Consider the following 20,573-nt stretch of genomic DNA (forward strand, 5'->3'; position numbering starts at 1 on the left):
GCATGTTCGGTTTTTGCATGAATATCGTTCATGTTGGTGTGGGCGCTGTCTCGGTAGAATCGCGGCGTTTTTTCAAGGATCGGGAACAGAGACATGTCGTATCGCGTCGTCATCAGCAGTGTATTGCTGGTTTTAAGCTGGGGCGCCATGGCGCAGGATCCGGCAATTTCTGCTGCCATTTCCTACAGTCGCGACATCCAACCGATCTTCACCGAAAAGTGCGTGGCCTGCCATGCCTGCAATGACGCCCCCTGTCAGCTCAATCTGGGCAGTGGCGAAGGTGCTGCGCGCGGCGCGTCGAAAGTCTCGGTCTACGACGGCGAACGCAGCCAGGCTGCCGCACCGACCCGGTTGTTTTATGACGCGTTCGGCCAACACGCCTGGCAGCAAAAAGGCTTCTACCCGGTGCTCGACGCCCAGGGCAGCCAGGCCGCATTGATGGCGCGCATGCTGGAATTGGGTCACAAGACGCCTCTGACGCCCAACGCCAAATTGCCGGAAGACATCGTCCTGGGTCTGAACCGGGAAAACATATGCGCGATGCCGGCCGAATTCGGCGGTTACGTCAGCGCTCATCCGAAGGAAGGCATGCCGCTGGCGGTCACTGGCTTGACCGATCAGCAGTACCAGACCCTGCAACGCTGGCTGGCCTCGGGCGCGCCGATCGATGAGCAAGGCTTGGTGCCGTCGACGAAAGAAGCCTTGCAGGTGGTGCAATGGGAAAACCTACTCAACTCGCCGGGCGCCCGCCAGAGCCTGGTGGGACGCTGGTTGTTCGAACACTGGTTCCTCGCCCACCTTTACTTCAAGGACGGCGAGCCGGGGCATTTCTTTCAGTGGGTACGTTCGCGCACGCCGACCGGCCAGCCGATTGACCTGATCAACACGCGCCGCCCGAATGACGATCCGGGCACGCAGGTGTATTACCGCTTGCGGTCGGTGCAGGGCGTGATCGTGCAGAAGACCCACATCACTTATCCGCTGAGCGCGGCGAAGATGGCGCGGATCAAAAGCCTGTTCTACAGCGGCAACTGGCAGGTCTACGCCTTGCCGGGTTACGGGCCGGAGCGCCGGGCCAACCCGTTCACCACGTTCGAAGCGATACCGGCGCAGGCGCGTTATCAGTTCATGCTCGATAACGCCGAGTACTTCGTGCGCACGTTTATCCGCGGGCCTGTGTGCCGCGGCCAGATTGCCACCGATGTGATTCGCGATAACTTCTGGGCGCTGTTCCAGGCGCCGGAACACGATCTCTACATCACCGACCCGAACTACCGCGGGCAAGCCACGCCATTGCTGGCGATGCCGGGGCAGAACGACGACGTCGGCAGTGTCCTGAGCCTGTGGCATGACTACCGCGACAAGCGCAACGAGTACGAGGCGCTGCGTCGCGACAGCTACGCCGATGCGCCGGCGCCGAGCTGGTCGACCTTGTGGGCTGGCAACGACAACGCGCTGCTGACCATCTTCCGTCATTTCGACAGCGCATCGGTGAACAAGGGCCTGATCGGTGACGTGCCGCAAACCATGTGGTTGTTCGATTTCCCACTGTTGGAGCGCACGTATTATCAGTTGGCGGTCAACTTCGACGTGTTCGGCAACGTCTCCCATCAAGCACAGACCCGCCTGTATTTCGACCTGATCCGCAACGGCGCCGAGCAGAATTTCCTGCGCCTGATGCCCGCCGATTCCCGGGACGACTTTCTCGACGACTGGTACCAGAGCGGCGGCAAATTCAAGATGTGGCTGGACTATGAAGCCATCGACAACGACAAGCCGACGGCGCTGAAACTCGACGAGAAAGACCCGAAGCGCGACTTTGCGATGCAGTTGCTGGCTCGCTATGGCGAGCTCAACGCCCAGCCCGATCCGATCAACCGCTGCGACGGCGCGTATTGCTCGCGACCGAACATTGACCCGGCGTTACAGAGCGCCGAGCAGGCCTTGAGTCGCCTGGCGTCGCGTCCGGCAGCGGGCCTGAAGGTCATCGATCAACTGCCGGAAGCAACGATGTTGCGTATCGAGTCCAGGAGCGGCAAGCGCGAGGTCTACAGCCTGTTGCGCAACCGCGCGCACAGCAATGTGGCGTTCCTGTTGGGGGAATCGCTGCGGTATCAACCGGGGCTCGACACGCTCACCATTTTCCCCGGCGTACTCAGCAGTTACCCGAACTTCATGTTCAATATTCCGGCCGAGCAAGTGCCAGCGTTTGTAGAGGCGATGGAAAACGCCAAAGACGCCAACCGTTTCGAGAAAATCGTCGAGCGCTGGGGAATTCGCCGCAGCCATCCGCAGTTCTGGTTTTACTTCCATGACTTGAGCAAGTACGTCCACGAAACCGACCCGGTGGAAGAGGGCGTGCTGGACATGAACCGCTACGAGAATCTTTGATCGACTTTTGACAGATGCCTGATGTCCCAATCTGAAGGCGCCGTAGAAACCCTGTGGGAGCGGTGGATGGCGTGACGGAACGGGAGGGCGGTCAATGTTGATTTCAGTACAGGCACTGCGCGCGCTCGCGGCCTGGACGGTGGTTTGTCACCATTTCATGCAGATTTTCTTCGACTTCAAGGCCCGTGGTCCGATCGGTCAGATGTTCATCGACAAGGGCGCGGTGGGCGTCGATGTCTTCTTCGTTATCAGTGGCCTGGTGATATTCCTCTCCACCGAGGGCAAGTCGCTGCCGCCGGGGCGGTTTCTGCTGTATCGGCTGTTTCGCATCGTGCCGGCGTATTGGCTGTACACGGTGCTGATGGCGCTGGTCGTGGTATTCGCACGACCGGTGCTACCGGATCAGACGGTCGACTGGTCGCATTTCCTTCTGTCGTTGCTGTTCATTCCTACGGAAAATCCCGGCGGATACGGGATATATCCGACGCTCAATGTCGGCTGGACCCTTAACTACGAAATGCTCTTCTACCTGCTGTTTGCCTGGGCGTTGCTGTTCCGTTTGCAGGCACGGTTGCTGATCGTCGCGGCGCTGCTGTTTGCGGTGTGTCAGGCGTGGACTGGCTATGGCTGGATCAGCGAGTTTTACCGCTCGGACATCGTTTATGAGTTTCTGCTGGGGATTGCCATCGGCATGATCTACCGCCGTGGCTGGATCAAGCCCGCGCTATGGCTGCCATTGCTGGGGATCGGCGCTGCGCTGCTGGCGATTTATTACCTGGCGCCGCAGCCGCGGTTTTTTGCCTGGGGCCTGCCGAGCGCATTGCTGGTGATGGCGTGCATGGCGCTGGAGCGCTTTTTCGAGAACAGTCGGGTGTTCAAACTGCTCGGCGATTGTTCCTACTCGGTGTACCTGATGCACGTGTTGGTGCTGTCTGCCGGAGGATTTGTCGCACAGCGTTATGGCGTAAACCCCTACGTGATGTTCGCCGTTTGCGTCGCGACCATTGGCCTGGCGTCGTGGGCAAGTTACGAATGGGTGGAAAAAAGCAGCTATCGGTGGCTTAAAGCGAGGATTGACGGCGAAACGTCTGATCGGGGCGAACTGGCGCTTTCCCGACAAAAATACTAGGACTTTGTACGGCGCGATGATTGGCGTAAACTGCGCCCAAGCCTGCGAGGAGTTTCCATGACCGCTATTACCATCACCGACGCCGCACACGATTACCTGGCTGATCTGCTCTCCAAGCAGAACACCCCGGGCATCGGCATCCGCGTCTTTATCACACAGCCTGGCACCCAGTACGCCGAGACCTGCATTGCCTACTGCAAGCCGGGCGAAGAAAAACCCGAAGACACTGCGCTGGGGCTGAAAAGCTTCACCGCTTACATCGACTCGTTCAGCGAAGCTTTCCTGGACGATGCGGTGGTCGACTACGCCACCGACCGCATGGGCGGCCAGCTGACCATCAAGGCGCCAAACGCCAAAGTCCCGATGGTCAATGCCGACAGCCCGGTCAACGAGCGCATCAACTATTACCTGCAAACCGAGATCAACCCGGGGCTCGCCAGTCACGGCGGTCAGGTCAGCCTGATCGATGTGGTCGACGACGGCATCGCCGTGTTGAAGTTCGGCGGCGGTTGTCAGGGCTGCGGCCAGGCAGACGTCACCCTTCGCGAAGGCATCGAGCGCACCTTGCTCGAGCGCGTTCCCGAGCTCAAGGGTGTGCGTGACGTGACCGACCATACGCAGAAAGAAAACGCCTACTACTAAGGTGTTCGCTGCAAACATAAAAAACGGCGCCCCGTGAGCGCCGTTTTTTATGGGTGATCGGTTACCTGTGGCGAGGGGATTTATCCCCGTTCGGTGGCGAAGCCGCCGCCAAACCAGCTTGCGGGGTGTGTCTGAAAGGATGATGGGGGCGCTTCGCGTCCCAACGGGGATAAATCCCCTCGCCACAGGGTTTGGTTTGGCTCAAGGTCTATAGAGATGTGCATGTCCGGCCCGGTAAAGCGATGACTCACTGAAGTGATCGCTACCCAACACCCGGCCCACCAGAATCAGCGCTGTACGCCGAAACCCCTTCGCCTCAACCTTCCCGGCAATGTCCGCAATCGTCCCCACCACCCAGTCCTGGTCCGGCCAGGTCGCCCGGTGAATTACCGCAATCGGACAGTCAGCGCCGTAATGCGGCAGCAATTCAACCAGGATTTTCTCCAGATGATTGACCCCAAGATGGATCGCCATGGTCGCCCCATGTTGCGCCAGACTGCCGAGCTCTTCACCTGCGGGCATCGCCGTCTTGTCGGCGTAGCGAGTCAGAATCACGCTCTGTGACACGTCCGGCAACGTTAGCTCCGCACTCAAAAGCGCTGCACAGGCCGCCGTGGCCGTGACACCAGGAATGATTTCAAACGGAATATCGAGCTCACGCAGGTAGCGAATCTGTTCGCCGATCGCGCCATAAAGGCTTGGGTCGCCAGAATGCACACGCGCCACATCCTGGCCATTGGCATGGGCAGTCTTGATCAGTTCGATGATCTGTTCCAGGTGCAGTTCGGCGCTGTTGACCACCTGTTCGGCATTATGGCCTTCCAGTACGGCGGCAGGCACCAGGGAGCCGGCGTAGATGATCACCGGGCAACTGCGGATCAGCCTCTGGCCTTTGACGGTGATCAGTTCCGGGTCGCCGGGACCTGCGCCAATGAAGTAGACGGTCATCGTCGTTTCCTGTCAGAAAAAGGGCCTGGGCAAGGCTTCAGATGAAGATTGCTCATGATCGAAGGCGGGGATTATCGAGGATTTTACGCGGCGCACGCCAATGCCAGGGTGGCCTGGGCGTATTTTTGTCGCGAGATCAGCAGTTTTGCCGGTGCCTGAGCCAGTTGTTCAGCGAGGGCGAGGGCGGCGCTTTCGGCTACGCCATAGCAGCCAGTGCGCTCAAAAGCGATGTCCGAGCGGTGGCTGAGTTGTGGTTGATAACCGGCCAGTTGCTCACTGCTGAAATACATCAAGGGCAGCGCGAGTTGTGCGGCGAGCTCGATCAGGCCAGGTTCGTCGCGCTTCAGGTCGATGCTGGCCAGGGCCTTGATCTGGTGAAGTCCGATTTGATGCGCCTGTAACGCCTGATCGAGTAACGCCCGCAGCGTGCTGACAGGGCAGCCGCGCTGGCAGCCCAGGCCGACCACTAAAGTCGGCGCTGTGCTGGTCTGCGTCATGCGTGGTATTGGCCATCGCTTTTGCGGCGGAACAACCAGGCACTGATCAGGCCCAGGGCCAGCCAGAACGCCACGTTGGTCAGCTGCGAAGCGATTTTGAACTGGGCTTCCAGGGCTTCCGGCGCGAGCATCGAGTGCACTTCCGGTTGCGGGGCGCCAATGACGTGGGGAACGGCGAGAATCGCCACGCCCAGTACCTTCATCAGCCAGTGACGGCTGAACACGATCAGCGCGATGCCGACGGCGGTCGACGCTGCCGTGCCGATCCACCAGATTTGCCGTTGTGCCAGGTCCGCCGCGGCAGTGCCCGGCAGTTCCGGTGGCAGGCCGAGTGTCGGCGCCAGTACAAACGTCGCGTAACCGGCCAGGCCCCAGAGCAGGCCCTGGGAGGTTTTGGTCGGCGCACGCAAGGTGTAGAGGCCGGCGAGCATCAGGGCGAAACCTACGGCTACCACCAGGTTGCCGCCGGTCGTCGACAGCACGCGCTGCCAGCCGTCTTCCGGTTCCCAGGCTTCGGCATCGTGGGCGTGAGCGGCGGTGCCAGCGGCGTGCTCATGAACTTCAACAGCGGCCGGCTCGGATTGTTCGTAAGTCTCGGCCTGCAAAATCAGCGGTGCGACCCAGAAGCTTTGCAGCAGGGTCAGCAACAGGGCGGCCAGCAGCCCGGTGAAGCCTGCGGTTTGCGCGATACGCTTGATCATGTCGACAGGTCTCAATGGCACGGGAAGGCGGAGCTGTGACGGGTATCGTGCGCGGCATTGTGCACGGCTTCGATGTGCGAGAAACCGGCGAAATACACGAGGCACGCGCCAAGGATCGATGCGCATACGGCAGCGGTCAGGCGTTGGGTCAGGGTCGTGGTGGTGCTGGCGGTGCTCTTATCGCTGTTGCTGCCGGTGCTGCTGATGATCGACATGGCGCTTCCCTCTGGTCTGTCAGCGGGTGAATAGAGCGCATGGAAGACCCCTGCGAATCGGGCTCGCAGAGGTTCAAACAGCGCCCGCCCACCGCGGGTTTGTTATTCAGTGAACGTAATCGTCACTTTGTGTTGCGGGCCGGTCTCCGGGCTCGCGAGGGGCTTTGGCATCAGCCGAAACCTGCAAGCGTCACCTTCCCATGCCGAACTGCTGGCACAGTGGATCTGACGCTTCGCTCGCTTACCGTTGCGGGGGCAGCACCGGACTGACATGGCTTTGAGTAAAGCACATGATTCACCGGTTTCCCGTTTCACCCTGTGAAGGGCACCCGTAACAAGGCGTGTAGGAGAGCATGGGCGGGGGTTGGGCGTCAATTGGCAAGGGTTCTCAACTCGGGGGCAAGGGCAAGGAGTGTTACCTGTGGCGAGGGGATTTATCCCCGTTCGGCGGCGAAGCCGTCGCAAAACCTGCTTGCGGGGTATGCCTGAAGGAATGCAGGGGGCCGCTTCGCAGCCCAACGGGGATAAATCCCCTCGCCACAGGGGATTGCAATCAACTGACGGACATTGACCCGCCCACACACCATGCGTAGCCTTGCGCTTTCGAGGTTCTTCGGCGTTTGCCGAAGCTAAGAAGGGAACGCGGTCGATGCCGCGGCTGCCCCCGCAACTGTGAACGGTGATGTTCGCTGCCACGCCACTGCACGCTCCAGCCCTGGAGCCCGCGGGAAGGCGCAGCAAACGCCAGTCTAGCGACAGGCACACCGTCAGCCAGGAGACCTGCCTCGAAACGAATTCTCACTACAACCGGGCGGGGTGATCCGGTGGCGAAATCTTCCGCGCGCCTGCCTGTGCAGCCGCGGTCGTCGTCCCGTATGCCCGCCACCTTGCCAAAGGGCATCCGATGAAAACACTGGCCAAACTCCCCGTCACCATCGTTACCGGCTTCCTCGGCTCGGGCAAAACCACTTTGCTGCGGCACATGCTCGACAACGCTCAGGGCCGCCGCATCGCGGTGATCGTCAACGAGTTCGGCGAACTGGGCATCGACGGCGAAATCCTCAAGCAATGCTCGATCGGTTGCACCGAAGAAGAAGCCAACGGCCGGGTCTATGAGCTGGCCAACGGCTGCCTGTGCTGCACCGTCCAGGAAGAATTCTTCCCGGTGATGCGCGAACTGGTTGCCCGTCGCGGCGACCTCGACCACATCCTGATCGAAACCTCCGGCCTGGCCCTGCCAAAGCCTTTGGTGCAAGCCTTCCAGTGGCCGGAAATCCGCAGCGCCTGCACGGTTGACGCGGTGATCACCGTCGTTGATAGCCCGGCCGTTGCCGCCGGCACGTTCGCGGCCTTCCCGGACCAGGTCGACGCCCAGCGTAAACTCGACCCGAACCTGGACCACGAATCGCCCCTGCACGAGTTGTTCGCCGACCAACTGGCCAGCGCCGACCTGGTGATTCTCAACAAGGCCGACCTGATCAGCCCCGAAGACCTGGCTCGCGTGCGCCTTGAAGTCGCCGAAGAACTGCCGCCCGCGGTGAAAGTCATCGAAGCCAGCAGCGGTCGCCTGCCACTGGACGTGCTGATCGGCCTCGGCGCCGGTTCCGAAGAGCACATCGACGGCCGTCACAGCCATCATGATCACCACCATGAAGGCGAAGATGATCACGATCACGACGCGTTCGACTCCATTTCCATCGAGCTGCCACAAGCCGACGAAAGCCTGCTGATGGACGCGCTGACCCAACTGGTGGTCAAGCACGGCATCCTGCGGGTCAAGGGTTTCGCCGCCATCCCGAACAAACCGATGCGTCTGCTGATCCAGGGCGTGGGCACGCGTTTCGACAAGCACTTCGACCGTCAGTGGGGCGCCGACGAAGCGCGCACCACGCGTCTGGTGTTGATCGGTCAGGAGCTGGACGCCGGGCAACTCGAAGCGCAATTGCGCGCTGCGCTCAGCGTTTAACCCATGCACCTGCTCAGGACCCAGCCCGGCGGTTTCGTGTCGGACGACAACATTGCCGACCTTGGACAAACCCCCGCCGAGCTGGTGATCCTGTGCAGCGGCGATTCCAGCCTGGCGTTGCTCGCCGAAGCGGCGCAGCAGTTGCCGGACGATTACCCGAGTGTGCGTCTGGCCAACCCGATGCAGGTGCAGAACCACGCCTCGGTCGACTTGTATGTCGATGAAGTACTGCGCCACGCCAAGGTGATTCTGATTTCGTTGCACGGCGGCATTGCCTATTGGCGTTACGGCGTCGAGCGTCTGGTCGAGCTTTCGCAGCGCGGCGTGCAGCTGATTCTGGTGCCCGGCGATGATCGCCCGGACCCGGAACTCAGCGACCTGAGCACGGTGAAACCTGAGGACCGTGATCGACTCTGGCATTACCTGCGCCAGGGCGGCATGGCCAACGCCCTCGATCTGTTTCGCTGCCTGGCCAATCGCTGGCTGGACCGCGACTATGCGTGGGCCGAGCCACAAACCCTGCCGCGTACGGCGATCTACCACCCGCAAAAAAGCCCCGCCACATTGAGTGATTGGCAGGCTGACTGGCAAACCGGTCAGCCGGTGGCAGCGGTGCTGTTTTACCGCTCGCATTTGCAGGCGGCGAACACTGCGTTCATTGATATTTTCTGCCAGCGTTTGCAAGCGGCGGGGTTAAATCCCTTGCCGATTGCCGTGGCCAGTTTGAAGGAGCCCGGCTGCCTGACGGTGGTCGAGGACTGGCTGGATGAAGTCGAAGCAGGGGTGATTCTCAACACCACCGGTTTCGCCCAGTCCAGCCCCGAAGCCCCGCACTTGCGACCGTTTCGCCGCAACATCCCGGTGATCCAGGCGATCTGCGCCCAGGACAACGAACCCGGTTGGCGAGCCAGCGAACAGGGCCTCGGCCCGCGGGATCTGGCGATGCACATCGCGCTGCCGGAACTGGACGGACGGATCATCAGCCGCCCGATCAGCTTCAAGGACCTGGCGTGGCGCAGCGAGCGCAGTCAGTCCGATGTGGTGTGCTACCGGCCACAACCGGAGCGCATGGATTTTGTCGCCGAACTGGCGCGGCGCTGGATCGATCTGGCGCGGGTGCCGAACAGTGAAAAACGCATCGCCCTGATCCTCGCAAATTACCCGACCCGTGACGGGCGCATTGGCAATGGCGTCGGCCTCGATACACCTGCTGCCGCATTGAATATCCTCCGTGCGTTGCACGCACAAGGTTATCCGCTGCCTGTTGAATTGCCGGACAGCGGCACCGCGTTGATCCAGCAATTGCTTGGCGGTGTCAGCAACGATCTCGACACCCTCGACCAGCGTCCGTGTCATCAAAGCCTGGCGCTGGACGACTACAACTCGATGTTCGACGCCTTGCCCGAGGCCAATCGCCAGGCCGTGCTGGAACGCTGGGGCACGCCCGAAAGCGATCCGATGTTCCGCGGCGGACGGATGATGATCGCCGGGCTGCGTTTAGGCCTGACCTTCATCGGCATTCAACCGGCGCGCGGTTATCAGGTCGATCCGAGCGCGGTCTATCACGACCCGGACCTGGTGCCGCCCCACGGCTACCTGGCGTTCTATTTCTGGTTGCGCAACACCTATGGCGCTCACGGCGTGATCCACGTCGGCAAGCACGGCAACCTCGAATGGCTGCCGGGCAAAGGCGTGGGGCTGTCGGAGAACTGCTGGCCGGACGCGTTGCTCGGGCCGCTGCCGAACATCTACCCGTTTATCGTCAACGATCCGGGCGAGGGCGCCCAGGCCAAGCGTCGCACACAAGCGGTGATCATCGATCACCTGATGCCACCGCTGACCCGTGCCGAGACCTACGGCCCGCTGCGCAACCTTGAGTTGCTGGCCGACGAATATTACGAAGCGCAATTGCTGGATCCGCGTCGCGCCCGCGAATTGCAGCGCGACATCCTGCAACTGGTGCGCGACACGCACATCGACCGCGAGCTGCAGCTGGACGAGAAGCTCGACAGCGATGCTGACGCGGCAATCTGGTTGCCGCGCCTCGACACCTACCTGTGCGATTTGAAGGAGTCGCAGATCCGTGACGGCCTGCACATCTTTGGCGAGTCGCCTTCCGGGCGTTTGCGCATTGATACGTTGTTGGCGTTGTTACGCATTCCTCGTGGCGATGGCCGTGGGGCGCAATCAAGTCTGTTGCGGGCGTTGGCCAAGGCTTTCGAGTTGGGTTTCGATCCGCTGGATTGTGCATTGGCCGAGCCGTGGGCCGGGCCTCGGCCGGATGCCTTGTCAGCGATCAGCGATGAACTTTGGCGTACAGCAGGCGATACCCGCGAACGCCTGGAACTGTTCGCCGCGCAACTGATCGAGCACACCCTGAATACCGACCCCGAACCCCGCGAGAACGAGCCTCTGTGGCGAGGGAGCTTGCTCCCGTTGGTTCGCGAAGCGGACCCAAAAAATGAGACTGCTGCGCAGTCCAGCGGGAGCAAGCTTCCTCGCCACACAAGCCTGTTCACCAAGAAGGCGGGTTGGGATGAGGTCAACGCCATCCTCGACAACCTGCACGAAGTGGTCGCACCTCGACTCGACGCCTGCGGCCCGGCTGAAATGCGCGGTCTGCTTGACGCCCTCGGCGGTCGTTTTGTTCCGGCCGGCCCTAGCGGCGCGCCGAGTCGCGGTCGCCTGGATGTGCTGCCGACCGGGCGCAATTTCTATTCAGTGGACGTGCGCAACCTGCCGACCACCACCGCGTGGCGCATCGGTTTCCAGTCGGCGAACCTGATTCTTGAGCGACACTTGCAGGATCACGGTGATCACCTGCGTCAGCTCGGCCTGTCGGTCTGGGGCACTGCGACCATGCGCACCGGCGGCGATGACATCGCCCAAGCCATGGCGCTGATGGGCGTGCGCCCGGTCTGGGCGACGGGCAGTCAGCGCGTCGATGATTTCGAGATTCTGCCGCTGAGCTTGCTGGACCGTCCGCGGGTCGACGTGACCTTGCGTGTGTCCGGTTTCTTCCGTGATGCGTTTGCCAATCTGATCCGTCTGTTCGACGCCGCTGTGCAAGCGGTCGCCGCGCTGGATGAGCCGGAGGATCTTAATCCATTGGCTGCCAAGGTCCGCGCCGAGCGTGAAACGCTGCTGCAATCAGGGCTCGATGAGGAGGCGGCCAGGCGTCAGGCCGGTTGGCGCATCTTCGGCGCGAAACCCGGTGCCTACGGCGCGGGTGTGCAAGGCGCCATCGACGGTCGGTTGTGGCAAAGCCGCGATGACCTGGCCGAGGTGTACCTGAACTGGGGCGGTTATGCTTACGGCGGTTCCGACGAAGGCACTGCCGCCCGCGACCAGTTCGTTCAACGCCTGAGCCAGGTTCAGGCCGTGCTGCAAAACCAGGACAACCGTGAGCATGACTTGCTCGATTCCAACGACTATTACCAGTTCCAGGGCGGCATGCTCGCCGCCGTGGAAAGCCTGAGCGGCGAAGCGGCGGCCAGTTACCATGGCGATCACAGCCAGCCGGACTTGCCGAAGATTCGCACGTTGAAGGAAGAACTGAACCGGGTGATCCGCTCGCGGGCGGCCAACCCGAAGTGGATCGACGGCGTGAAGCGTCACGGTTACAAAGGCGCGTTTGAATTGGCGGCGACGGTCGATAACCTGTTTGCCTTCGACGCGACGACGCAGCTGATTGACGATCACCAGTACGCGTTGCTGGCCGATGCTTATTTGCTGGACCCGGCGACGCGGGATTTTGTTCGCGAACATAATCCGCATGCCTTGCGCGACATGACCGAACGCATGCTGGAAGCACAGCAGCGCGGGATGTGGAAAGAGCCGGGCACATACCGCGAGGCGCTGGAGAATGTGTTGCTGGACATAGAAGAAGACACTTGATGCAAACCGTGAACCCTGTGGCGAGGGAGCTTGCTCCCGGCGGGCTGCGCAGCAGTCCCAACACCTGAAAGCACAATCTGTCAGGCACAGCGCATTCTCAGGTTTTACGACTGCTTTGCAGCCGAGCGGGAGCAAGCGCCCTCTCCACAAAACATAGCCGACCATGACCGAGTATTGAAGATGACCGACACCCCGCATTTCCCGCTCTCCGCCGTGGTCGGCGCCGACGACTTGAAACTTGCCCTGTACCTCACCGCCATCGACCCGAAAATCGGCGGCGTGCTGATCGAAGGTCCGCGCGGCATGGCTAAATCCACCCTGGCCCGCGGTCTCGCGGACCTGCTCGCCAGCGGTCAATTCGTCACCTTGCCGCTCGGTGCCACGGAAGAACGCCTGGTCGGCACCCTCGACCTCGACGCGGCCCTGAGCGAAGGTCGCGCACAGTTTTCTCCCGGCGTGTTGGCCAAGGCTGACGGCGGAGTGCTGTACGTCGATGAAGTCAATCTGCTGCCCGATCACCTTGTGGACCTGCTGCTTGACGTCGCCGCCAGCGGCACCAACCTGATCGAGCGCGATGGCATTTCCCATCGGCATTCAGCGAAGTTCGTGCTGATTGGCACGATGAACCCGGAAGAGGGTGAGCTGCGGCCGCAATTGCTCGACCGCTTTGGCTTGAACGTGGCGCTCGGTGGCCATACCGCACCGGCCCAACGGGGCCAGATCATCCGCCGGCGTCTGGATTTCGACAGCGATCCGCAACGGTTCTGCGCCGAATGGGAGAGCCAGCAGCAGTCGCTGCGTGAGCGTTGTGAGCGCGCGCGCCGCACGCTGGCGAGCATCCCCCTCGACGATGAAGCGCTGGCACAGATTACCGAGCGTTGTTTCGCCGCCGGTGTCGATGGCCTGCGCGCCGATCTGGTCTGGCTGCGCGCCGCCCGCGCCCATGCGGCGTGGCGGGGGGCGAGCGCCATTGCCGAAGACGATATCGACGCGGTGGCCGAATTTGCCTTGCGTCACCGTCGTCGCGAACAATCGCAGCCACCAGCGCCGCAGCAGGCCCAGCAACCCTCACCACAACATTCCAGCCCGAGTGAAGGCCAGGGCCAATGGGGCGAAATGCCTGCCCAGGCGCTGCCGATCGGTGCCCGACGCGACGTGCCGAGCTGGCCAAAAAAGCCCTAGGCATTCGCCCTCGATCTGATGCGGGGGCGAATGCCAGACCCCGCGCCGGACCGCTGGCCAACGGCAAACAGGGCAAGCGTCAGGCTGCGCACAGCGGCTCGATCAACTGGCCCGGCACCTTGCTCAATGGCCGCCCTCGACAACGCCAGGATGTGCTGTTTCATGTGCGCACCCGTTCGGCCCACGAGTTGTGGCTGGTGATCGTCGACGCCTCGGCCTCGACACGCCGCCACCAGGCATTGAGCGATGCCAAGGGTTTGCTGGCACAACTGTTCGACGACGCTTACCGCCAGCGCGCGCGACTCGCGTTGTTGACGGCCAGCGGTCATGCACCCACGTGGCAAGTGCAGGGGTTGAAAGCTTCCAGCGGTTTACACGGTTGGCTCGATGGCCTCGGCGCGGGCGGTGGCACGCCGTTGCTGGCGGCGCTCGGCGAGGCGGGGCGATGGCTCGCGGCACGGCAAAAACGCTTTCCGGCGGAACAGCAGCGGTGGTTGCTGGTGACGGATGGGCGGTTGAAGGATTGGTCGGGGTTGCCGGCGCTAGAGTGCCCAGGGCTTCTGATCGACATTGAGCGCGGGCCGATTCGGTTGGGGCGGGCGCAGCAGTTGGCGGCAGAGTTACAGGCAGATTATCGGCATATCGACGATTTGCTTTCAGGCTGAGTATTGTGTTGCCGCCACAGGGGATCGGTGAACACCGCAGATCTCTGTGGGAGCGAGCCTGCTCGCGATAGGGTCGCCTCGGTATCGGATAATCCCGACCAATGCGCAGCGCTGTCCTATGCTCTGAACGCCGCCATTCACAGGAGTGAAGCATGCGTGTTCTCGCCACAAACAGTCAGGACGATTTTCGCGTCAAGGCCTACGCCGGCACCAACGGCGTGCTGCTGGCCATGGACCTGGCCGAATCCCGTCGCACAGGCTTGCTGGGTTTTGCCATCGAAAAACAGCAGGGCAGCAAGCCCTGGTTGTTCCTGTTCAACAGCCTGACGTTTCCCGGCAAGACTCATACGTTCCCGCAGTTTCACGCCACCCCGAGCGATCTCGCGCCGTTGCAGAAATTTCGCTGGGCCGATTACGCGGTCAATCCGGGCATGACGATCCATTACCGGATTCACCTGGCGTACGGCAGCGCTGACGCACCGCAGCTGGGCGAGTTCCTGGAAGTGACCGTCACGTCCGACAATGGCCTGCCGCAGCATCAAAGTGTCATCTTCAACCGCGCGGTGGCCGCCAGTCAGGCGTTCCAGCGCAAGTTTCCCGACCTTGACGCGCTGATCAGTGCCAACAAAAACCTGCCCATCGAGGCCTGGCCCGACGCCCCTCGGCAATGGCTGGAAAATGGTCTGCTCGGGCGCTTGCTGGGATTCATCGAGCGGGCGGTGGATGATCGGTGGGCGCTGGACATCGCCATTTACGAGTACGAGTTGCAGGTGATCGTCGATGCCGTCAACGCGGCGTTCGAGCGAGGCGTGCGGGTTCGTGTTCTGTATCACGCGCAACCCGACGATGACGACACCGCCATCAACGAAGCCAGCCTGGAAAAAATCCCGGCGGCCAACAAGCGCGGGCGAATCACCCACAACATCTTCCACAACAAATTCATGGTGCTGAGCCGGGTCGATGCAGCCGGGCAGCTTCAGCCCGAAGCGGTGCTCTGTGGCAGCACCAATTTCACACCCAATGGCGTTTATCGCCAGGCGAACGTGGTGCATGTGCTGGACGATGCCAGCGTCAGCGCCAGTTATCTGCGGACCTTCGAGCAGGTCTGGGCGACACCGGCCGACGTCGGCGCCACCCGGCAATGGATCACGCAACACAACCCGATGGGCCCACAGCAGCCGTTGTTCGCCGGCTTCTCCCCGCGCTCGGGTCAAGGCGATTTGCGTGAGTTCGTCGAGATCATCACCGCCGCGAAAAAGGACGTGTTGTTCGTCACTGCGTTCGCCTTGCCCGACGACATCCTCAACGCCTTGCTCGGCCAGCCCCACGACGACATTTTGCGTTACGGCCTGCAAAACACCGCCAGCCGCATTACCGGTTTCCACGCCGACCGCAGCGCCGAGTTCGCCGCTACCGCGCTGCTCAACACCGGGCTGGAAGGCTGGCTTCGCGAGAACATGAAAGGCCAGAAGGGTAACCTGCTGGTGCACACCAAAGCCGTGGTCACTGACTTCACCAGCGACGCGCCGACGATCATCAGCGGCAGCCACAACCTCAGTGCTGCGGCCAGCAATGGCAACGACGAAAACTACCTGATCGTTCGTGGCGATACCGACCTGGCTGATCGTTACGGTTTGGAGTTGCTGCGGTTCTACGAGCATTACCGCTTTCGCTATTTCGCCAGGAAGCTTGCGCTGAAGCAGGTCCATCCGCTGACGGCGGATGACAGCTGGACCCATGACTATTACGTCGCGGGGGATTTGCGGCAGCTCTCGCGACTGCGTTTCTCCGGCCGATAGGGTCGACGCGATCTCCCGGCGTCAGCGATACCAGACAGTCCCTATCAACTCGATCACTTCATCCTTTGAACCCACCTTCGATTATTTGCCCATCGCCTGCCGGTACTGCCGCGTACGGCGGCTGATGTACAAGCGGTCGAGGATCAGCGCCCAGACCGCCGACACTGCAGGTCGCGGCGTGCGTCCGCGGCTCAATCGATGGAGCTGGAATTTCACCACGGCCATGCTCGCCAGCGCCGCTAACGGCTTGCGTTTCCAGCGGATCGGCGGCAGTTGCGGATGGCTGTCCTGGCCTTCGCGCCAGTGTTTGACCAACTGCGGTTCGAGGGCCAGCGCCGTGCCGATGCCGGCCATGGCGATGCCGCTGTCGAGCACCTGTTCGACGATCGCCAGGCGTCGAATGCCGCCCGTCACCATCACTGGCATGCGCGCCACGCTGGCCAGTTCGCCGGCCATCTCCAGAAAGTACGCTTCCCGCGCCAGGGTCCGGCCATCGCGCGCCTCGCCTTGCATGGCCGGGGCTTCGTAGCTGCCGCCCGACAACTCCAACAAATCGATCTGCAAATCGTTGAGCCACTGAATCACTTGTCGGGCGTCTTCGGCATCGAATCCGCCGCGCTGGAAGTCGGCGGAGTTGAGCTTCACCGCGACACAAAACTGCGGTGACACGGATTGGCGAACGGCGCGGACAACGTCCAGCAGCAGACGCGCGCGATTTTTCAGGGAGCCGCCCCAACAGTCAGTTCGACGGTTAGTCAGCGGCGACAGGAACTGACTGAGCAGGTAACCGTGTGCCGCATGAATCTGCACGCCGGTGAACCCGGCTTTTTCAGCAAGTGCAGCGCTGGTGGCGAAGCGTGTGATCACCTCGGCGATATCGTCTTCGGACATCGGTTTGGGTTCGGCAAACATCCTGGAAAATGAACCAAGATCCAGCGCTACCGCCGAGGGCGCCCACGCTTGCTGGCCGAGGTTGGCCATGGTCTGGCGCCCCGGATGGTTGAGCTGCATCCAGAAGTGTGCACCACCGGAACGGCCAATTGTTGCCCATTGGCGAAAGCGTTCCATGTCGCGATCATCTTCCAGCACCACGCCACCGGGGCCGGTCATCGCACGACGATCGATCATCACGTTACCGGTCAGCAACAATCCGGCTTCGCCCCCGGCCCAGGCCTGATACAACCGAAACAGCGCATCGGACGGCGCCTGTCCGGTATCGGCAAGGTTCTCTTCCATTGCCGCTTTGGCAATGCGATTGCCGATGGTCTGGCCGTTGGGCAAATTCAACGCTTGGAAGGGCGACATGCTTGACTCCTCATCAGTGAAGAGCAGAGGCTAAGCTTAAAGTTAACTTTAATGTCAAGCAGGCAAATGAGGCTGAGATGAAGATTGGTGAATTGGCGCAGTTAAGCGGGTTTAACCCGTCGCGCATTCGGTTTTACGAAGCCCAGGGCCTGATCCAGAAAGTGGAACGCCGGGCGAACGGCTACCGGCATTATCCCGAGCAGGTTTTGCAAACGCTGTATCTCATCCAGTGCGCGCAGCAGGCCGGGTTCAGTCTGGAAGAGTTGAAACAGTTGATGCCGGACACCGCGACCGGGGAATTCAAGCACGACGAACTGATGGCGGGTCTCCAGCGCAAAGTCGAGCAGATTGAAGAAATGCAGCGGCACCTGGCGCAGAGCAAGGCAAAGCTGTTGGCGGTGATCGACGATATTCAGGCGAAACCCGACGGCATGGGCTGCGACGCCAATGCCGTACGGGTGCTGGCTTCATTCAAGCATTCGCGTTAATGGCGGTGGCCGATGGCGCGGGGATCGGATTGCGCATCAGCGTGCCCACCACCAGCGCTCCCAGCAATGCCAGTAAGCCGGCGATCAACAGCAAGAGACTGAAGCCGCCGACGAACGCCTGCCGGGCCAGCGGTTCGACGAGGCTGCGCGCGGTTTCCGGCAGCAGGCCCAGCGCCGCCGTCATGTCGCCGGCCACCACCCGCGAGGCGATGCCCTGGGTCTGGTCGAGCCATTGCGTCCCCTGTGCCGACAGACTGGCGCGCAGCAATTGCTCGGTATGACTGGACAGTAACGCTCCGTATACGCCGATAGCCAGCACGATTGCGCTGAAGCGCATGGTGGTGCTCATGCCCGACGCCATGCCGGTGCGCTCCCGCGGCACGCAGGCCATGATGTTTTTCTGTGTATCGCCATTGAGCAGCCCGGCACCGGCGCCCGTCACGGCAATGGCCAGGGCGAAGGGCAGGTATCCGCCGCTGCTGACCGCCCAGGCGCTCAGCAGGTTGCCACTGCCGACCAGGGTCAGACCGGTGGCCATCAACGTCGCCGGGGCAAAACGGCTGGCCAGGCGCACGCCGATACGCGGGCAAACCAGCATGGTCAGTGCAAACGGCAACATCCCCAGCCCTGAAGCGATGGCCGAGAAACCCAGGCCGTTCTGCAGATAAAACGGCAGCAACGTCATCATCACCTGGGCGCAGCCGGCATAGGCAAACATGCCCAGCAGCGCACCGATGAAGCGTGGGTGCTTGAACAATTGCAGGTCAACCATCGGCCGCTGCTGCATCCGCTCGATCACGACGAACAACCCCAACAACAGCGCGCCGCCGATCATTCGGGTGTAGGTGGTCGGGTTGTTCCAACCGATCCGGTTGGCCTCGATCAGGCCCCAGATCAGGCACAGCAGACTGGCACTGAACGCCAGGCTGCCCCAGGGATCGAGGCGTGCGGATTGGGGATCGCGAGATTCCGGCACCGCGCGCCAGACCATCAGCATCAGGAACAGGCCCACTGGCAAATTGAGGTAGAAAATCCAGCGCCAGCCGATGTATTCGGTAATCAGCCCGCCAATGGTCGGCGCAGCGGTCATTGCCACGCCCATGCACGCGCCCCAGAACGCCCAGGCTTTCGCCCGCTCAACCTCATCGTGAAAGGTGTGGCCGATGGAGGCGAGCGCCGAGGTCAGCAACAATGCCGCACCGACGCCTTTGACCGCCCGGGCGATGTCGAGGAACAACGCCGTGGGTGCCGCGCCGCAACCGATGGACGCGAGAATGAACAAGCCCAGGCCACAGAGCAGGGTTTTCTGCCGACCGAAGCGGTCGGCGATGCTGCCTGCCGGTAACAGCAGGGCTGCGAAAGCGAGCATGTAGGCGCTGACCACCCATTCGATGTCGGCAAAGTTCGCACCCAGGTCCCGGGCAATGGTGGGCAGGGTGACGGCGACGATGTTGGTGTCGAGGACGATCAGCGAGCAGACGCCGGAAGCCGTCAACAACGTCAGACGCGGACTGACGCGGCTCATGATGTGATTGCCTTTTGGGCAAGGCCATTGATCGCGGAAGCGCTAAGGGGTTTGACGTACATGGCATGGGCTCTCTACTGTGATTGCACCACGAGCTTATCGCGACCGTTTGCTGTCATTGTTAGCCGGAAAACGGGACTTCATTACCTTTGAGCTAATGCACCGATGGATATACGGCATTTCCGCTATTTTCTGGCCGTTGCCCGGCAAGGCAACTTCACGCGCGCCGCCGAACAGCTCGGTATCGCACCGCCGACCCTGACTCGGCAAATCCAGGACATGGAGAACGAACTCGGCACGCGCCTGTTCGTGCGCCAGACACGGGAAGTCAGCCTGACCGAAGCCGGCGCTGCGCTGGTGATCGAAGCTGAAGCGACGGTGCGGCAATTCGAATACGCCCAGCAAAATGCCCAGCGCGCCGGACGCGGGGATATAGGCCATATCGAACTGGGTTACGTGGCCTCGGCGGTGTACTCGGGATTGCTGCAAAAGCAGGTGCAGGCTTTCAGTCGCGAGTGTCCGGACGTCAGCCTGAATGTGCGCGAAAGCCCCATGGTGTCGTTGCCGACGATGGTGCTCGAAGGGCGATTCGACATCGGTTATGTCCGCTCACCCATGACCTTGCCCGAGGGTCTGGACGCCATCCGCCTCGACGCGGAAGGCTTTGTGCTGGCGCTGTCGAGCGAATCCTGGTTGTGCCGTTTGACCGAGATCGGCCCGGAGCATCTGCAGGCCGAGACGTTCATCCTGCCGGAACAGATCAGCGGGACCTTGCAAGTCGCTGCCGAGGGCGGGTTTGCACCGAAACTGGGCGCGCAACCGGGCGGGCTGGTGGCAGTGCTGGCGCTGGTGTCGCTGGGGCAGGGCGTGGCGGTGGTGCCGGAGTCGGTGGTCGGGCATGTCGGTTTGCCTGGCGTGCTGTACCGGTCGATCAAAGGGTGTGAGGCGAGCTCGTGGTTGTCGTTGATTCATCGACGGTTCGAGAAATCAGCGGCGGTGGTGCGGTACATCGAGCGGGTGAAAAACCGCTGAAAGCAACAGCTTCGCGAGCAATCTGTCGGACATTGGAAATCCGGAGGTGTACAGATTTTGTAATGATTTCCGGCTGTAGGAAAAGTCGCTTTCACCTGTACGCTCGAATGCCTTTTTCCTTTCAGGATTTGCATGAACACCCTTTTGGAGCCTCCCGGTTATCCTTCTTCTTCGCGCCACCGCGCGCGTTT

The 20,573-nt window shown here is 61.7% G+C and carries 16 protein-coding genes and 2 riboswitches; of the genes, 10 read left to right on the forward strand and 6 right to left on the reverse strand.

Annotated elements, in window-relative coordinates:
* Nucleotides 1-93 precede the first annotated feature (93 nt).
* The 3 genes from ACM6I5_RS08900 to nfuA all read left to right on the forward strand — a co-directional run bounded on the left by ACM6I5_RS08900 (nucleotide 94) and on the right by nfuA (nucleotide 4,162).
* Complete coding sequence (locus ACM6I5_RS08900; RefSeq protein ID WP_414883619.1) at nucleotides 94-2,391, forward strand: fatty acid cis/trans isomerase; 2,298 nt, start codon at nucleotides 94-96, stop codon at nucleotides 2,389-2,391.
* Nucleotides 2,392-2,485: 94 nt separating this feature from the next.
* Nucleotides 2,486-3,520 carry an acyltransferase family protein gene (locus tag ACM6I5_RS08905; RefSeq protein WP_414883620.1) on the forward strand — a complete coding sequence of 345 codons (1,035 nt, stop codon included), beginning with the start codon at nucleotides 2,486-2,488 and terminating at the stop codon, nucleotides 3,518-3,520.
* 57 nt (nucleotides 3,521-3,577) lie between these two features.
* The gene (gene nfuA, locus ACM6I5_RS08910; protein ID WP_017339169.1) at nucleotides 3,578-4,162 is read left to right on the forward strand and encodes a Fe-S biogenesis protein NfuA; all 585 of its coding nucleotides are present in this window, start codon (nucleotides 3,578-3,580) and stop codon (nucleotides 4,160-4,162) included.
* Nucleotides 4,163-4,363: 201 nt separating this feature from the next.
* Here the strand turns inward: nfuA and cobM are convergent, their stop codons facing one another.
* The 4 genes from cobM to ACM6I5_RS08930 all read right to left on the reverse strand — a co-directional run bounded on the left by cobM (nucleotide 4,364) and on the right by ACM6I5_RS08930 (nucleotide 6,523).
* On the reverse strand, nucleotides 4,364-5,110 hold the full coding sequence (gene cobM / locus ACM6I5_RS08915; protein WP_414883621.1) for a precorrin-4 C(11)-methyltransferase: 747 nt from the start codon (nucleotides 5,108-5,110) through the stop codon (nucleotides 4,364-4,366).
* Between the two features lie 83 nt (nucleotides 5,111-5,193).
* Complete coding sequence (locus ACM6I5_RS08920) at nucleotides 5,194-5,607, reverse strand: cobalamin biosynthesis protein (RefSeq protein WP_017339167.1); 414 nt, start codon at nucleotides 5,605-5,607, stop codon at nucleotides 5,194-5,196.
* Nucleotides 5,604-6,308, reverse strand: coding sequence for a CbtA family protein (locus tag ACM6I5_RS08925; RefSeq protein WP_017339166.1), 705 nt, complete (start codon nucleotides 6,306-6,308; stop codon nucleotides 5,604-5,606). Before ACM6I5_RS08925 ends, ACM6I5_RS08920 begins: the two co-directional genes overlap by 4 nt.
* An 11-nt stretch (nucleotides 6,309-6,319) precedes the next feature.
* Entirely contained in the window at nucleotides 6,320-6,523 is a 204-nt protein-coding gene (locus ACM6I5_RS08930; RefSeq protein ID WP_414879766.1) for a CbtB domain-containing protein, read from the reverse strand.
* Between the two features lie 119 nt (nucleotides 6,524-6,642).
* Nucleotides 6,643-6,871, reverse strand: a riboswitch (cobalamin riboswitch).
* Nucleotides 6,872-7,112: 241 nt separating this feature from the next.
* Nucleotides 7,113-7,326: riboswitch (cobalamin riboswitch) on the forward strand.
* 101 nt (nucleotides 7,327-7,427) lie between these two features.
* Here ACM6I5_RS08930 and cobW point away from each other — a divergent pair.
* From cobW to ACM6I5_RS08955, 5 genes are all read left to right on the forward strand, one after another.
* On the forward strand, nucleotides 7,428-8,489 hold the full coding sequence (cobW, locus tag ACM6I5_RS08935; RefSeq protein WP_414879765.1) for a cobalamin biosynthesis protein CobW: 1,062 nt from the start codon (nucleotides 7,428-7,430) through the stop codon (nucleotides 8,487-8,489).
* A gap of 3 nt (nucleotides 8,490-8,492) precedes the next feature.
* Complete coding sequence (gene cobN, locus ACM6I5_RS08940; RefSeq protein WP_414883622.1) at nucleotides 8,493-12,386, forward strand: cobaltochelatase subunit CobN; 3,894 nt, start codon at nucleotides 8,493-8,495, stop codon at nucleotides 12,384-12,386.
* A 180-nt stretch (nucleotides 12,387-12,566) separates the two neighbouring features.
* Complete coding sequence (locus tag ACM6I5_RS08945; RefSeq protein ID WP_414883623.1) at nucleotides 12,567-13,568, forward strand: ATP-binding protein; 1,002 nt, start codon at nucleotides 12,567-12,569, stop codon at nucleotides 13,566-13,568.
* Complete coding sequence (locus tag ACM6I5_RS08950; RefSeq protein WP_414883624.1) at nucleotides 13,493-14,233, forward strand: vWA domain-containing protein; 741 nt, start codon at nucleotides 13,493-13,495, stop codon at nucleotides 14,231-14,233. The genes ACM6I5_RS08945 and ACM6I5_RS08950 overlap by 76 nt, the downstream gene beginning before the upstream one ends.
* Nucleotides 14,234-14,385: 152 nt before the next feature.
* Nucleotides 14,386-16,032 carry a phospholipase D-like domain-containing protein gene (locus ACM6I5_RS08955; protein WP_017339160.1) on the forward strand — a complete coding sequence of 549 codons (1,647 nt, stop codon included), beginning with the start codon at nucleotides 14,386-14,388 and terminating at the stop codon, nucleotides 16,030-16,032.
* Nucleotides 16,033-16,113: 81 nt separating this feature from the next.
* On the opposite strand, the gene ACM6I5_RS08960 is transcribed toward ACM6I5_RS08955, so the two are convergent.
* Nucleotides 16,114-17,337 carry an NADH:flavin oxidoreductase/NADH oxidase family protein gene (locus tag ACM6I5_RS08960; protein WP_414883625.1) on the reverse strand — a complete coding sequence of 408 codons (1,224 nt, stop codon included), beginning with the start codon at nucleotides 17,335-17,337 and terminating at the stop codon, nucleotides 16,114-16,116.
* A 77-nt stretch (nucleotides 17,338-17,414) separates the two neighbouring features.
* On the opposite strand from ACM6I5_RS08960, the gene ACM6I5_RS08965 reads away from it, so the two are divergent.
* The gene (locus ACM6I5_RS08965; RefSeq protein ID WP_414883626.1) at nucleotides 17,415-17,825 is read left to right on the forward strand and encodes a MerR family transcriptional regulator; all 411 of its coding nucleotides are present in this window, start codon (nucleotides 17,415-17,417) and stop codon (nucleotides 17,823-17,825) included.
* Here the strand turns inward: ACM6I5_RS08965 and ACM6I5_RS08970 are convergent.
* Nucleotides 17,809-19,350 (reverse strand): MFS transporter, encoded by a 1,542-nt coding sequence (locus tag ACM6I5_RS08970; RefSeq protein WP_414883627.1) that lies wholly within the window; start codon nucleotides 19,348-19,350, stop codon nucleotides 17,809-17,811. The genes ACM6I5_RS08965 and ACM6I5_RS08970 overlap by 17 nt on opposite strands.
* 165 nt (nucleotides 19,351-19,515) lie before the next feature.
* Between ACM6I5_RS08970 and ACM6I5_RS08975 the strand changes: the two genes are divergently transcribed.
* Nucleotides 19,516-20,382, forward strand: a complete 867-nt coding sequence (locus ACM6I5_RS08975; RefSeq protein WP_017339156.1) for a LysR family transcriptional regulator — start codon at nucleotides 19,516-19,518, stop codon at nucleotides 20,380-20,382.
* Nucleotides 20,383-20,573: the final 191 nt, after the last annotated feature.

It is taken from the genome of Pseudomonas sp. IT-P171, from assembly GCF_949767765.1.
Classification (GTDB): Bacteria; Pseudomonadota; Gammaproteobacteria; order Pseudomonadales; family Pseudomonadaceae; genus Aquipseudomonas; species Aquipseudomonas fluorescens_B.